This window comes from Nocardia sp. NPDC055321 (assembly GCF_053645575.1).
In genome coordinates this window covers 227,626-242,366 of record NZ_JBSHMS010000011.1, presented here as the reverse complement: position 1 = coordinate 242,366, position 14,741 = coordinate 227,626, and the positions used below count along the sequence as shown (strand labels likewise).

The 14,741-nt window shown below is 69.6% G+C and carries 10 protein-coding genes; 3 read left to right on the top strand and 7 right to left on the bottom strand.

What is annotated here, in order from left to right; genetic code table 11:
* Entirely contained in the window at positions 1-222 is a 222-nt protein-coding gene (locus ACWIGI_RS19925; protein WP_454203879.1) for a Trm112 family protein, read from the bottom strand.
* 250 nt (positions 223-472) lie between these two features.
* The gene (locus tag ACWIGI_RS19920) at positions 473-2,641 is read right to left on the bottom strand and encodes a hypothetical protein (protein WP_454203915.1); all 2,169 of its coding nucleotides are present in this window, start codon (positions 2,639-2,641) and stop codon (positions 473-475) included.
* 311 nt (positions 2,642-2,952) lie between these two features.
* Here ACWIGI_RS19920 and ACWIGI_RS19915 point away from each other — a divergent pair, with 311 nt between their 5' ends.
* Complete coding sequence (locus tag ACWIGI_RS19915; RefSeq protein WP_454203878.1) at positions 2,953-4,050, top strand: glycosyltransferase family 2 protein; 1,098 nt, start codon at positions 2,953-2,955, stop codon at positions 4,048-4,050.
* A 17-nt stretch (positions 4,051-4,067) separates the two neighbouring features.
* On the opposite strand, the gene ACWIGI_RS19910 is transcribed toward ACWIGI_RS19915, so the two are convergent.
* The 3 genes from ACWIGI_RS19910 to ACWIGI_RS19900 all read right to left on the bottom strand — a co-directional run bounded on the left by ACWIGI_RS19910 (position 4,068) and on the right by ACWIGI_RS19900 (position 7,520).
* A complete protein-coding gene (locus ACWIGI_RS19910) occupies positions 4,068-4,667 on the bottom strand; it encodes a class I SAM-dependent methyltransferase (protein ID WP_454203877.1) in 600 nt (199 codons plus the stop codon).
* A 97-nt stretch (positions 4,668-4,764) separates the two neighbouring features.
* Complete coding sequence (locus tag ACWIGI_RS19905; RefSeq protein ID WP_454203876.1) at positions 4,765-5,277, bottom strand: GtrA family protein; 513 nt, start codon at positions 5,275-5,277, stop codon at positions 4,765-4,767.
* Complete coding sequence (locus ACWIGI_RS19900; RefSeq protein WP_454203875.1) at positions 5,274-7,520, bottom strand: hypothetical protein; 2,247 nt, start codon at positions 7,518-7,520, stop codon at positions 5,274-5,276. The genes ACWIGI_RS19905 and ACWIGI_RS19900 overlap by 4 nt, the downstream gene beginning before the upstream one ends.
* 265 nt (positions 7,521-7,785) lie before the next feature.
* Here ACWIGI_RS19900 and rffA point away from each other — a divergent pair, with 265 nt between their 5' ends.
* The gene (gene rffA / locus ACWIGI_RS19895; RefSeq protein WP_454203874.1) at positions 7,786-8,925 is read left to right on the top strand and encodes a dTDP-4-amino-4,6-dideoxygalactose transaminase; all 1,140 of its coding nucleotides are present in this window, start codon (positions 7,786-7,788) and stop codon (positions 8,923-8,925) included.
* Between the two features lie 21 nt (positions 8,926-8,946).
* On the opposite strand, the gene ACWIGI_RS19890 is transcribed toward rffA, so the two are convergent.
* Together ACWIGI_RS19890 and ACWIGI_RS19885 are read right to left on the bottom strand one after the other, a co-directional pair.
* Positions 8,947-9,594 carry a methyltransferase domain-containing protein gene (locus ACWIGI_RS19890; RefSeq protein WP_454203873.1) on the bottom strand — a complete coding sequence of 216 codons (648 nt, stop codon included), beginning with the start codon at positions 9,592-9,594 and terminating at the stop codon, positions 8,947-8,949.
* A gap of 76 nt (positions 9,595-9,670) precedes the next feature.
* Positions 9,671-12,583 carry an AMP-binding protein gene (locus ACWIGI_RS19885; RefSeq protein WP_454203914.1) on the bottom strand — a complete coding sequence of 971 codons (2,913 nt, stop codon included), beginning with the start codon at positions 12,581-12,583 and terminating at the stop codon, positions 9,671-9,673.
* Positions 12,584-13,117: 534 nt separating this feature from the next.
* On the opposite strand from ACWIGI_RS19885, the gene ACWIGI_RS19880 reads away from it, so the two are divergent.
* Complete coding sequence (locus ACWIGI_RS19880; RefSeq protein WP_454203872.1) at positions 13,118-14,527, top strand: family 2B encapsulin nanocompartment shell protein; 1,410 nt, start codon at positions 13,118-13,120, stop codon at positions 14,525-14,527.
* Positions 14,528-14,741 lie beyond the last annotated feature (214 nt).

Below are 14,741 nucleotides of genomic sequence, written 5' to 3'. Positions count from 1 at the left end.
TCAGCCCTGGGCGATCAGCGCGGTGTGCTCGACGTCGTCGACGGGGCGGGACTCGTCGGCCAGCAGGACGGGGATGCCGTTGTCGATCGGGTAGGCGCGCTGCAGGCGCGGGTTGTAGAGGACGCTGTCGCCCTGATCGTCGCGGACCAGCAGCAGGGGGCCCTTGTCCTGCGGGCAGGCGAGCAGGCTCAGCAGGGTGGCGTCCAGGATTTCCTCCGACATGATCGACAACCTACCGGGTGGCCGGGACGGGCCCGGCACCGCGCTCACGATGCCGGGCCCACGGTGGGCCCGGCACCGGAAATCGGCCGGCGGGACGGCCCGCCGGCCCGCGTCTTGCCGACCGCTACCCGGACGACGTCCCGGCGAACAGACGCCCACCCGGCCCGAATCGAATCCCGGCTCGCCGACTGCGAAACCCGGCGGCTCGGCCGACGCGGTGAACCCGACTCCGGTGGCGTTCCGCCGACGGTCAGGACGGCGTACCCGCCAGCTCGCGTTCGGGCTCGTCCGACGGCTCGGCGGCCTCGGGCTCCTCGTCGGGGCGGCGGGAGCGCACGTACATCCACTGCAGGACGGCCAGGCCGGCCAGACCCGCGGCGGCGGTGCCGATCCCGATCTTCCAGCCGGGCGGGCGCCAGGTCAGGACCAGTTCGGCGTTGTCGGTGCCGGGCGGGATATTCACCGCGACAATCGATTTGGCGATCGTGGTGATGGGCAGGGGCTCGCCGTTCAGGGTCACCCGGTAGCCGGGCCAGCTCAGGCGGGAGAACACCACGCGGCCGCCCTCGGGCGAGCTCACCCGGACCCGGCTCGTGGTGTCGGTCTCCGACAGCGAGGTCGCGGTCACGTCGTGCGCGTCGGCGACGCGGCCGTTCACCGTCGAGATGAGGCCGTTCTCGCGCTCGAGCACCCAGATGAACTTCTCGTGGCCGGGCTGATCCACCCACTTCCAGCCCGCGGGCGCGGGCTCGTCGCGCACGGTCGGGAACAGCGCCCGCTGCAGCACGACCCGGTCCAGTTTCAGCAGGTCGATCAGCGGGGTGCCGGTGACCGGCTCGGGGGCGAACAGGCGCGTGTACGCCTCGGGGCAGACGCTGGAATCCCAGCGCATGCACAGCAGTTCGCCGAAGTAGAAGTGCCCGGTCGGGGTGTACCCGTTGACGTACTCGAGTTCGAGCGACTTGGCGTAGTTGCCGAAAACCAGGGAGCCGTAGGCCTCGTCCAGGCCGCGGTCGCCCGGCTGCAGCAGGCCGCGATCGGCGAGCTGGATCGTGGTGCCCGGGAACTTCGGGAACACCGCGCCGGCCTCGGACCGGTTGGTGGGCATGTTGTAGGAGGTCGGCGTCGGCTGGGCGGCGCTCACCTGCCAGAACGCGATGGGGAACATGACGGCGACGACCACCGCGCACGCCGCGGCCGTCCCCCGCGTGCTGCCCAGCCACACCACCAGCGCGCCCGCGCCGATGAGGATGCCCGCGGCCAGCACGTGCAGGATCACGTTGTGCGGATCCGCGGAGAACGATCGCACCCACAGCGCCAGGATCAGCACCAGCGCGGCGATCCCGCGCGCCCGCACGTCGCGCACGGTCGCGAACCGCCCGAGCAGCACGCACACCAGCACCAGCAGGCCGATCGCGATCATCGGCAGCACGCGCGCGGGCCAGCGCAGCGGACCGATGGTGCCGGGCCCGGCTGCCCACATGAGCATGACGATCGCGAACAGCGCGGGCGCGCTCAGCTCGCGCCAGGCGTCGCGCGCCCGCCGCCAATCGACGAAGGCCAGCGCCGGAATCAGGAACCAGGCGATATAGGTGATGGGCATCGGCTGGATGTAGCCCCACCACGAGTTGAACGCGGGCAGCGTGCTGGGCAGGCTGGCGTTCAGCGACTCCGACCACGGCACGGTCAGGAACTGGTCGTTGTTGATCTGCGCGGTCCCGCGCCAGGTCACCTTGGCCGAGAGCATGCTGGGCAGGAAGGTCAGCAGGCCCGCGAGCCCGGCGCAGGCGCTGACCGCGACCAGCCGCGCCACCTGCGCCCACGCCCGCCGGTACAGGATCTCCCCCACCGCGACCACGCACAGCATGAGCGCCGCCTCGATCGCCGGGAAGATGTACTGGGTCGAAATCGTCAGGTAGAGAAAGACGAAGACCGGAATCGGACCGCTCTGCCCGCGCGAGTAGCGCACCGCGGAGGCCCAGGCCTGCACCAGCCACGCGGTGCCGGTGAGCGCGGTCATCCAGCTGGCTTCGTCGAAGAACAGGAAGAAGCCCGAGAGCGGGAACGCGATGCCCGCGACCGCGGACCAGGCCGGGCGGCCGCCGTAGGCGAGGCAGATCCGGTACACCCCGAGAGCGGCGATGATCGCGAAGACGAGTTTCACCAGGGTCGCGTACAGCGCCATATTGTCGAACGAGGGCGCGAGCAGATCGATCAGCAGCTGCGGCGGATTGAACAGTCCCGCATCGTCCATCGTGTTGTTGCCGGACATCCACTGTTCGGGCCACAGCACCGGGAATTCACCGGCGCGCAAGGCGCGGCCCATCGCCACCCACAATCCGGTGTACTGCGATTCGGTGTCATCGGTGAAGAAATGGCGGGAATTGGCCAGCAGCACGGCCGCATAACCGAGCAGCACGCCGAACACGGTGATAACGCCCCAGCGCAAGACATTTCGTCGTTCGACGGCTTCACCTCCGGCGGCCTCCGGAACGTGTGCGCCTCCGGTCGAAGCCACCATTGAATCTGTACTGCCCGTCACGAGTTCCCAACCCTACAGCGCGATACGGTTCTTGGCATCGCCGTAGCAACGCCGCTGCGCGGGCCCCCGCCGCGGGTGATATCCGGAGCGGGAATACCGATAACCCACCGTGTTAGAGTTCACGCGGCTCGGGCTCCGCCCTCTCGAGGAGCACCGGCACGCACCGTCTTCGAAAGTCGATTCAGCTGATGCCGCTTCCCTCCCGACGTATGTACCACTCCGACGTCGACGCTTCGACCGATACACCCGCGCTGCCCGGCGTCGACCGGCCGCACGCGGTGTCCGTCGTGGTGCCGGTGTACCGGGGTGAACACACCATCGGTGCGCTGGTCGCCGAACTGCACCGGCTGACCGCGCCGAGCACGACGCCCGCGGGCGTGCCCTTCGTGGTCGAGGAGATCATCCTCGTGCACGATCACGGCCCCGACCGTTCCGATGTGGCGATCAAGGAGCTGCTGCAGCAGCACGCCGAGGTGCGCGCGGTCTGGCTGAGCCGCAATTTCGGGCAGGACGCGGCCACCATCGCGGGCATGTCGACCGCGCGCGGCGACTGGATCGTCACCATGGACGAGGACGGTCAGCACGATCCCGCGGCCATCGGCGCGTTCCTGGACGCCGCGCTCGAGCAGCGCGCGGACCTGATCTACTCGAAGCCGTCCAACACCCGCCCGCACGGCTTCCTGCGCAACCTGACCTCGCGCGGCGCGAAACTGGTACTGGCCACGGTGTTCGCGTTCCCCGACTCCACCCGTTTCGAGAGCTACCGGCTGATCCGCGGCGACATCGGCCGCCAGCTCGCCGAGGTCGCCTCCAACGGCGTGTACCTCGACGTGGCGCTGACCTGGGTGGTCGACACCGTCGCCCAGGTTCCGGTAGCGCTGCGCGCCGAGGGCCGCGAGGAGTCGGGCTACAACTACCGGCGCCTGTTCTCGCTGTTCTGGAAGATGGTGCTGTGCAGCGGAACTCGCGGCCTGCGCCTGGTGAGCATGCTGGGTATGACGCTGGCGCTGGCCGGCGCCGCACTGACCGTGGTCATCGTGTACGAGTCGCTCACCCGGGAGGACTGGGCGCCCGAGGGCTGGACCTCGATGATCGTGGTGCTGCTGTTCTGCGCGGGCGCGATCCTGTTCTCGCTGGGCCTGATCGCCGAGTACCTGGGCGTGGCCCTGCACATCCTGGTCGGCAAACCGCTGTACCTGACCGTGGATTCGCCGACGCCGCGCCCGGAGCACACCCGGGAGTCCCGCGCGGCCGCCGAGCGGGAGATCGAGCGGGTCGGGAGCTGAACGCCCCGGCGGCCCGGTCAGGGCCGCAGCACGTACAGCTTCTCGCGCCCGCCCGCGATGAGGGTGCGCTCCACGACGTGTTCGGGGTAGCCGCGGAACAGCTCGTCCAGGGTGTCCTCGGTGAATCGATGCGCCGCCGCGCCGTCACCCGGATCGGTGAACCGCCCGCCGAGACCGGCCAGCACGCGATTGCCGCTCGAGGTCAGGTTCTTGATCGGCTCAGCGATGATCACCCGTTCCCGCGCGGCCGCCAGCATGCGATCGATGACGGGTTCGGGCTCGGGCAGGAAGTGGTACAGGCTCGCCTGCATCAGGACGTAATCGGCGGCCGGTAGCGGCAGGGCCGAATGCAGGTCCCATACCTGCCCGTCCGCGCCCGCCGCGGTGAGCCCGGCGACGAAACGCTCGTTGAGATCCAAACCCGTGTATCGCACGGATTTTCCGCGCAGATAACGCGTGTAGAGCGTGGCCGGGCCGCAACAGAGGTCGAGCACCTGCGCGCCGTCGGGAATCGCCGCCGCGATGGCTCGGTACCTGGCACCGTAGTGCCGGCCGTACAACCCCCGCATCAGCAATCCGTAGATCGTTTCGTGCCGATAGATGAAGCTGGTACTCACGAGTTTCCTGAACTGATGGCGGACAACGGCTTCCATGTCCCAAACTAGCCATCTGTCCGGATCCGCGCATCCGCTGGAGCGTGGAACCCCGGTGAATTCAGGAATGCGACGCGGTGGAATCCTCGCTGCGGCGGAACGAGATGTGCCGGTGCCCGAAGAAACTCAGGACCGCCACCAGCCCCATCACCACCACGGCCGCCGGTTTGGCGGGCGCGTGCAGCACCGAAACCGCCAGCTGCAACAGCAGCAGATTCAACAGCAGCCCGCCGGAATTCACCCCGCAGAAAGCGAGGAAATCGCGCAGCGCGTGCCCGCGGACCCGGAACACCAGGGTGCGATGCAGGACGAACGCCACCACGATGCTGACCGCGTAGGCCAGGGCGGGGGCCAGCGCCACCGCGACGGGCTTGGCGACCTCACCCTCCAGCACCGACAGCCACAGCACGGTCAGCACCATGCCGAGCGCGGTATTGAACCCGCCGACCAGGGCGAAGGCGACCTCCTGCCGTCGCACCAGGCGCAGCAGCAGGCCGGGGGGCGCGGGCTCGGCGGCGGCGGGCGCCCGGTCCGGTGTCGCGATCGCTTCCGGCGAGAAGTCGGCGGTACTCACGAAACCGAGCCTGCCAGTTCGCGATCCGCCTCGGGGGCGGATTCGCTGTCCGGACCGGCCGGATCGTCCTCGTCCGGGCGGCGCGAGCGCAGGTGGAACCACTGCAGGGCGACGAGCCCGGCGAGTCCGGCGGCGGCGGTGCCCATGCCGATCTTCCAGCCCGGCGGCCGCCAGGTCAGCACCAGTTCCGCGTCCCGGGTTCCGGCCGGGACATCCACCGCGACAAAGGAATTGGCGACGGTCGTGAAATCGATGTCGCGACCGTTCAGGGTCGCGCGGTAGCCGGGCCAGCCGAGCCGGGCGAAGACCACGCGACCGCCGTTCTCCGAGGTCACGCGGAGGCGGCTGGTGGTGTCGGTCTCGGACAGCGAGGTGGCGGTGGCGTCGCGGGCATCGGCGACGCGGCCGTTCACGCCCGAGATCGGGCCGCCGTCGCGCTCGAGCACCGAGATCCAGCGCTCGTGCCCCGGATAGTCCGCGAAATGCCAGCCCGCGGGGGCGGGCTGATCGCGGGCGTCGGGGAACATGGCGCGCTGCAGGATCACCCGGTCCAGCAGCATGAGATCGACCAGCGTGCGGCCGGTGGTGGGTTCGGGGGCGAACATCCGCCGGTAGGCGTCGGGGCAGACGCTGCCGTCCCAGCGCATGCACAGCAGCTCACCGAAGTAGAAGTGGCCGTTGGGGGTGTAGCCCTGGACGTAGTTCAGTTCCAGGTCCTTGGCGTAGTTGCCGAAGACGAGGGAGCCGTACGCGGCGTCCAGGCTCTTGTCGGCGGGCCCGATCAGCCCGCGGTCGCCGAGCTGGATGTTGCGGCCCGCGAAGTCGGGGAAGTCGGCCTTGGCCGCCTCCCGGTTCGCGGGCAGATTCCACGACATCAGGTTGGGCTGCACGCTGCGGACCTGGAAGTACGCGATGGGGAAGATCGCGATCAGGGTCAGCAGGCAGGCCGCGGCCGTGCCCCGGGTGCGGCCCAGCCACACCGCGCCGGCGGTGAGCGCGGCGACCACGACCGCGGAGAGCACGTGCCAGCTCACGTCGCGCGGATCGGCGGAGAAGGTCCGCACGAACAGCAGCAGGATCAGCACGCCCGCGGCCGCGCCGCGACCCCGCCAGTCACGCACGGTGCCGAACCGGCCCAGCAGGACGCACACCAGGATGAGCAGGCCGACGGCGAGCATCGGCAGCACGCGGGCGGGCCAGCGCAGCGGGCCGATGGTGCCGGGCCCGGCGGTCCACATCAGCGCCATGATCACGAACAGCCCGATGGAGACGAACTGCTTCCAATGCTCGCGCGCGGCCCGCCAGTCCACGAACGCCAGCGCCGGAATCAGGAACCAGGCGATATAGGTCATTGGCAGCGGCTGCACATAACCCCACCACGAACTGAAGGCCGGGAAGGTGCTCGGCAGACTGGCATTGAGCGATTCCGACCACGGCACGGTCAGGAACTGGTCGTTGTTGATCTGCGCGGTCCCGCGCCAGCTCACCTTCGCCGAGAGCATCGACGGCAGGAAGGTGAGCAGACCGGCCAGCCCGGCACAGCCCGCGGCCGCCGCGAGCCGCAGCACCTGCGGCCACGCGCGCCGGGTCACGATCTCGCCGACGGCGACCGCGACCAGCATGAGCACGGCCTCGACGGCCGGGAAGATGTACTGGACCGAAATCGCAAGGTAGAGAAAGACGAAGACCGGAATCGGGCCGCCCTGGCCGCGCGCGTACCGGACCGAGGCGGCCCAGGCGTGCAGCATCCACGCCGTGCCGGTGAGCGCGGTCATCCAGCTGGCGGTGTCGAAGAACAGGAAGAAGCCGGTGAACGGGAAGGCCACACCCGCGACCGCCGACCATTCCGGGCGGGAGCCGTAGGCCAGGCACACCCGGTAGACGCCGAGGCCGGCGATGATCGAGAAGAGAAGTTTGACGATGGTGGCGTAGACCGCGAGGTTCGGCACCGACGGCGCGATCAGATCGATCAGCAGCTGCGGCGGGTTGAACAGGCCCGCTTCCTCCATCGTGTAGTTGCCCGACATCCACTGGTCGGGCACCATCACCGGGAACCGGCCCTCGCGCAGCGCGTTGCCGATCATCACCCACATCGGGGCGTACTGGGATTCGGTGTCGTCGGTGTAGAAGTGGCGGGCGTCGGCCAGCAGGACCGCCGCGTATCCGAGTAGCACGCCGATCGCGGTGACCGCTCCCCATCGGAAGACCGCACGCCGGCTATCGAGAGCTCCACTGTCGACCACGAGTTCCAGAGACTACACCGCGCCCCGCACGTCACCGGCGCGATGCCCATGCCGATTCCACCCCCGGCGGCGCGGAATCGCCGTCCGGGCACCGTGCTAGAGTTCGACAGCTCGGGCCCCGCCGTCCGTCGGGGAGTGCCGGCCGACACCGGCATCGAAAGCTGATCCAGCCGATGCCGATTCCGTCCGTCTCCTGCCCCGGCACGACGTCGCGCCGCCCGGACGAACCGGAGCTGCCACCGACCGCCAGAGGGGACCGACTCGCGTGAGTGCCGACCGCGTAATCTTCAGCCGTCCGTACCGGGCGAGCCGGGAACTGAGCAACCTCGAGGCCGTGCTCGCCTCCGATCACAGCCACGGCGACGGGCAGTTCACCGCGAGCGCGACGGCCACGCTCCGGACCATCACCGAGGCGCCGTTCGCGCTGCTGACCACCTCGTGCACGCACGCGCTCGAAATGGCCGGGCTGCTACTGGAACTCGGGCCCGAGGACGAGGTCATCGTCCCGAGTTTCGCCTTCACCTCCACCGCGACCTCGATGGCGCTGCGCGGATCGACGGTGGTGTTCGCCGATATCGACGCCGCGACCGGCAATCTCGATCCGGAGGCGGTCGCCGCCGCGGTCACCGAGCGCACCAAGGCCGTGGTGGTCATTCACTACGGTGGCGTGGCCGCCGATATGGAGGGGCTGCGGCAGCTCGCCGACGCGCACGGGTTCGCGATCATCGAGGACAACGCGCACGGGCTGGGCGGGCGCTGGCGGGGCCGCGCGCTGGGCAGTATCGGCACCGTGGGCGCGCTGAGCTTCCACGACACCAAGAACGTGCACTGCGGCGAGGGCGGGGCGCTGCTGCTCACCGACGAGATCCTCATGGCGCGTGCGGAGATCATTCGCGAGAAGGGCACGGACCGGGCGCGGTTCCTGCGCGGCGCGGTGGACAAGTACTCGTGGCAGGACATCGGATCCAGTTATCTGCCCAGCGAATTGAACGCGGCGGTGCTGGACGCGCAGCTGGCCGAGTTCGATGTCATCCAGGCCAACCGGCACCGGGTGTGGGATTCCTACGCCGCCGCGCTGCCGGAGTGGGCGGCGCGCAACGACGTGCGGCTCATGACGGTGCCGGACGACCGCGAGCACACCGCGCACCTGTACTTCCTGCGCGTACCCACCGAGAGCCGCCGCGACGACCTGATCAAACACCTTGGCGCGCTGGGTATCTCGGCCCCGTTCCACTACATCCCGCTGGACTCGAGCCCCGCCGGGCTCAAGCTCGGCCGAACCCCGGTGCCGTGCGTGCGCAGCGCCGAGTTCTCCGGGACCGTCGTGCGCCTGCCGCTGTGGCCGGGACTGTCCGCCGCGCAGATCGAGCGCGTGATCGACGGGGTCACCAGCTTCACCGTCTAGCCCGGTGGCGCGAACCCCCGGCTAGGCGTGCCGGGCGATCAGCAGGTGGCCGTTCATCGGCTTGCGCTCGACCACCCGGTGCTCCACCCGCAGCCCGGCGGCCTCCAGCATGGCGACGATCTCGGCGACCGGGCGCAGCCGGAACCCGTACTGGGTGAACGGCATTCGCGCCATCTCGTCCGGATCGCCGATACCGATCACGGCGCGGCCGGCCGGGCTCAGCACCCGGGCGAACTCGGCGGCGACCCGGTCCAGTTCGGCGACGAAGTAGACGGTGTTGACGGTGATCAGCGCGTCGAGGACGCCGTCGCCGACCGGCAGCGCGGTCAGCGACCCCTCCTCGATCCGCAGCGTGCCCGCCGCGATCGCCTGCGCGTGCCCCGCCCGCCCCCGCGCGACCATGTCCCCGGAGATCTCGAACCCGTACACCAGCCCGGTGTCCCCCACCCGATCCCCCAGCAGCGTCAACCCGACCCCGCCGCCGAACCCGATGTCCGCCGCCGTCTCCCCCGCCCCCGGGTCGGCCGCGATCACCGCCTCGTCGATGAGCACCCGGTTGGCCCGGTTCAGGACGGCGGCGGTCCCCCGCCCCAGCAATCCGTGCGGATTGCCGAGCTGACCGGCGACAGTGGACATCACACGCGCGACAAGGGAATTCACCTCTCGCATGCTACCGCCGCGATCTCGTCCGGCAGGGTCGTCCGCACGCGCGTCCGCAACCACGCCCGCGCGGGGCCCGGACCGCTCAGATACCCAGGCGCTCGGCCAGTTCCGGGGTCAGGACCTCGTACTGGTCGGACTCGCGGTTGTACCACCAGGTTCCCTCGCCCGGGGCGGGGCGGCCGGCGGCCTGGACGGCGCGGGTCGAGGGGCGGAACGTCGAGCTGCGGGGGATGTCGTCCACGACGTGGATGAGGTCGGGGCGCTGGTCGGGGGCCAGGGCGCGCAGGGCCTCGGTGACGTCGGCGGGGGTCAGGCGGTGGCCGGCGCGGACACTCACCGCGGCGACCGCGAGGGTGCGGTCGGCGGCGGGCAGGCGGTAGGCCACCTCCATGTCCACCGCGGTGATGTCGTTGAGGACATCGACGATGGGCTGGGTGAACACCGGGCCGCGCGGGGTGCGGATGACCGTGTCCACGCGATCCATGAGCCAGTAGTCGCCGTCGCTGTCACGGCGGAACAGGTTCTCGGTCGGCATCCAGGAGTCACCGGGGGCGAAGACGCCGCGCAGCCCGCCCGCGGACAGATCCACACTGTCCGAGGCTGTCCCGATGAGCAGGCCCACCTCGTTGTCGGCGCAGCGCCGGGCGAAACCCGCGCCGTCGACCAGGATCTGCTCGCCCTCGGGGTCGTAGCCGATCAGCTCGACCTTGGCGGTGCCGGGCACCGGGCGCCCCTTGCTGCCGACCTTGGCGCCGGACACGTTGGCCAGCACCACATCCCCCTCGATCGAGGCGTAGAACTCGAGCACCCGCGCCGGGGCGAAGCGGTCCTGGGTGCGCCGCCACAACCCGGCGGGCATACCCGAACCGATGAACAGCCGGATCGGATGCGAATGCCCCTTGGGGAAGGTGTCCGCGTCCAGGATGTCGCGCAGCATCGTCCAGGTGTAGGTGACGACCGTGACGCCGTACCGGTGCACCTCCGCGGCGAACTGCGCGGGGTCGAGCGAGCGGGCCAGCGCGATCCGGCTGCCGCCGGCCACCGCACCGCCCAGACTCACCAGTAAACCGGACGAATGATGCAGCGGCGCAAGGCAGTAGACGGTGTCCTTGCGGTCCAGATCCGCCGCCGAGGCGGTGCCGAAGGCCGACAGCGCCCAGCGGTGATTGGTGACGTACTTGATGTCGAACCGATCGCCGGTACCGGTGACCAGGATGAACGCCAGCTCGCGTGCGAGGCCGGGGTTGGGCCGGTACCACGCGGGCAGCGTCACCTGCTCGGGCACGATCTGCTCGAGATCGACGACCTCGCGACCGGCGGGGACGTCCAGCGTGCGGGCATCGCCACCGCCGAGCACCAGCACCCGGATGCCGGTCTCGGCCGCCGCGGGCAGATTCTCCGGATCGGAGATGAGCAGCTTCGCGCCGGTCAGCTCGGCGACCTTGGACAGCTCGCTGCCCGGGGCCAGCAGCACCGCGACAGCGCCGATGCGCGACAGCGCCGCGATGGCGACCATGGCGCTGGGCCGGGTCTCCATGACCACGCCGACCCGCCCGGCCGGGCGCACGCCCGCCGAGACGAGCCCGCGCACCACGTTGTCGATGCGGGTGTTGACCGCGCGATGGGTGTGCACGCGATCCTCGAACAGGAACGCCTCGCGATCGGGCCCGCGCCGCGCCTGTTCGGCGAGCAGGCGGCCCAGCGAGACCCGGGTGTGCGGCTGGATCATCCCGAGCCGGGTCAGGCGCGGCAGGGCGCGCGCGGCCTCACCACCGAGTTCGACGGTGCCGCGCAGGGTCTGGCCCGCCACGCCCTCGATGGCCCGGCCGAGCCCGGCGCCCGCCTCGGCGAGCGTGCCGACCGCGTGCACCACGCGGGTGAGCCCGGTGCGCGGTCCGTTGCGCGTCACCTCCTGGCTCATGTGGTCGATCTGGGCGGGCAGATCGCCGCGCCCGCTGAGCCAGTTGACCCAGTCGCGCACCAGCGGCCAGGTGTTGCGGGTGGCGGTGGAGCCCGACACGAGGCCGAAATGCCCGGCCACCACGCTGGCTTCGTACACGTCGGCGTTGGGCGCGGCCCGCACGATGCCGCGCACCGCGGCCGGCTGGCCGATGTCGTCGACCTCGCCGACGAAGGCGAGGATCGGGCTCGCGATGTCCGCGAACGAAATGGGCTGGTCACGAATGACGAAGCCGCCCAGCATCATTCGGTTGTGCTTGACGAACTGCTGCAGCAGGTCGGTGAGCGCGGGCCCGGGGTACCCGAGCCAGCCGTCGGTCTCGAGGAACCGGCGCTGGCGCTCCTTGGGCAGCAGCGCCTCGCGGTCGTGCAGCTGGCGCAGGAAGTCCAGGCGCGCCTTGGCGGTCTTGACCGGATCCAGCGCCTGAAAGCCCAGCCGCACCATGGAATCGGTGATCGGCAGCCGGTTCAGGACGTGATCGGTCAGGAAGTCGGCGGCGTCGGAGGCCAGGCCGTGCGGGATGCCGAAGGGCATGCCCGCCACCGCGTCCACCGGGCTGCCGAAGGTGACGATGGACTCCACGCCCTTGCCGTGCCGGTAGGCCGCGGTCTGGTAGGCGAACATGCCGCCCTGCGAGTAGCCCATGAGATGCACACCGCGCCCGGTCAATTCGGTGACCGTGTCGATGGCGCTGCTGACCGCGAGCACGTGGTCGGCGAGGTCGCGGTCCCAGCCGCCCTCCTCGGTGGTGGGCGAGCCGAAATCGACCACCCAGCAGTCGATTCCGGCCTGGTGCAGAATGCCCACGGCCCCGTCCACGCCGTTCACGTCCCAGATCTCGGCGGTCACCATGAGCGGGGGCACCAGCACCACCGCGGGCCGATCGGCGCCGAGGTCGTCCGGGAAGTAGTGCCGCAGCCGGTACATGCGCTTGCGCTCGACGATTTCGTACGGCGACGATTCGATGTCGTGAACCAGTCCCCCGAACCGGATCACCTCCAGCCCGTTCTGGGCGGTCGCCATCAGGCGCTGCATCGGCCCGACAACGGACTTCGTACTGAATTTCACGGCTTCGCTCCCAGACCCATCCTGCTTGTGACCTGCGTTATCCGCCCCAACGCGTCCAGATGAGCTTGCCATAGAGCCACCCTAGCGCGTGGCGGCTGTGACCAGCACCATGCGGGCTACCAATACCGACCGACCGCTATTTAGCGGCAGAGCAATCTTTCAGCGAGATCCTGTAAACCTGCGAATACACCCATCCGCGAACAAGTTCGCCCGGTCACACTGCGGGTCGCAACCACGACACGCCGAATAACGCCGTGTTTCTGCGAGTCCGCGAAGCCCGGACACGCCGGTCATAGCAATGCGCCAGTCATCATGTTTATGCGTTTGCCTGCGCGTGCCGAAGTTCGCGATCTACCATCGGTATCGCTGGAACGCACTGTCTCGCTTGTCATTTCATCCCCATGTCTAATTTCAGCAGGCCCCCATCGGACCTGCCGTTTCGCCGTGGACTCCTGCGCTAGCGTGCCGTCCCCGGTGGCCCTTCGAGGTGAGGACCGCAGCATGACCATCGAATTGCCCATTCACGCCGAAACCAATGGCCAGCGCAAAACCCTCAGTACCACCGCCGCCCACCAGCTGGCGCACACCACCAAATCCGAACCGCAAATGCAGGGCATCAGCTCGCGCTGGTTGACCCGCAGCCTGCCGTGGGTGCAGGTCAAAGGTGGCGTCTACCGCGTGAACCGCCGGCTCACCCACACCGTGGGCAACGGCGAGGTGGAATTCATCATCAACGGCCCCAATGCCCGGGTGATTCCGGCCGAGCTGCAGGAATTGCCGCAATTGCGTGGCTTCGACGACGAAGATGCGCTGGCCGCCATCGCCGCGCGATTCGAACAGCGCGACCTCGCGCCGGGCACCGTCGTCGCCGAATTCGGCAACCCGATGGATCAGGTCATGCTGATCGTGCACGGCAAGCTCACCAAACTCGGCACCGGCGAATACGGCGAGGTCACCAAACTCGGCATGCTGGCCGGCGGTGACTATTTCGGCGACGAGATGCTGATCGAGCCGTCCGGCATCTGGCCGGTGACCGTCAAGACCGTCACCCCCTGCACCATGCTCGTCCTGCCGCGCGCCGGACTCGGCGAACTCAGCGAGAACATTCCCGCGCTCGCGGATCATCTGTCCGCCGTCGCCTCCGCGCCGCCCAAATCGCAGAACAAGTACGGCGAGGCCGAAATCGTGGTCGCCTCGGGCCATTCCGGGGAACCACTGCTCGACGGCACCTTCGTCGACTACGACTCCCAGCCCCGCGAATACGAGCTCAGCCTCGCGCAGTCCGTGCTGCGCGTGCACAGCCGCGTCGCGGATCTGTTCAACGACCCGATGGACCAGGTCGAGCAGCAGCTGCGCCTGACCATCGAGGCCATGTACGAGCGCCGCGAATACGACCTGGTCAACAACCCGGACTACGGCCTGATCAACAATTGCGATCTCAAGCAGCGCATCTACACCGAGTCCGGCCCGCCGACCCCGGACGACATGGACGAGCTGCTGAGCATGCGGCGCAGCACCACGTTCTTCCTCGCGCACCCCAAGGCCATCGCGGCGTTCGGCCGCGAATGCAGCAAACGCGGCCTGTACCCGGACCCGGTGGACATCGACGGCCGGCGGGTGCCCGCCTGGCGCGGGGTGCCGATCTTCCCGTGCGGCAAGATCCCGGTCAGCGGCACGCAGACCACCTCGATCATGGCCATGCGCGTCGGGGAGAAGGAGCAGGGCGTGATCGGCCTGCACCAGATCGGCATTCCGGACGAGTACGAGCCCAGCCTGAACGTGCGCTTCAAGGGCATCGACGATCAGTCGATCATCTCGTACCTGGTGAGCTGCTACTACTCGGCCGCGGTCCTGGTGCCCGACGCGCTCGGCATCCTCGACAACGTGCTGGTGGCCCGCCAGTCGGACTGAGGCGCGCCGCGTCCGCACACGGCGGGCGCGGTACGCGGCGACGCGGTGGAACGGCCGGACGCGAGGGCGCGACGGCCACCGGAACGGCTGCTCGGGCCCCTGGGGTTGGGATCCGCGCACCGGCGCACCGCACCATCCGCACCCGCCCGCCGCACGATCGCCACCGCGACAACACATCCCGGTGACTCCGCCCGGGACGGCCGCCGTTCCACTA

Excerpts from the sequence above, each read along its gene's own strand:
- ACWIGI_RS19890 (WP_454203873.1), bottom strand. The coding sequence starts at position 9,594 with ATGCGAGAGGTGAATTCCCTTGTCGCGCGTGTGATGTCCACTGTCGCC.
- ACWIGI_RS19925 (WP_454203879.1), bottom strand. The coding sequence starts at position 222 with ATGTCGGAGGAAATCCTGGACGCCACCCTGCTGAGCCTGCTCGCCTGC.
- ACWIGI_RS19885 (WP_454203914.1), bottom strand. The coding sequence starts at position 12,583 with ATGCAGCGCCTGATGGCGACCGCCCAGAACGGGCTGGAGGTGATCCGG.
- ACWIGI_RS19880 (WP_454203872.1), top strand. The coding sequence starts at position 13,118 with ATGACCATCGAATTGCCCATTCACGCCGAAACCAATGGCCAGCGCAAA.
- ACWIGI_RS19915 (WP_454203878.1), top strand. The coding sequence starts at position 2,953 with ATGCCGCTTCCCTCCCGACGTATGTACCACTCCGACGTCGACGCTTCG.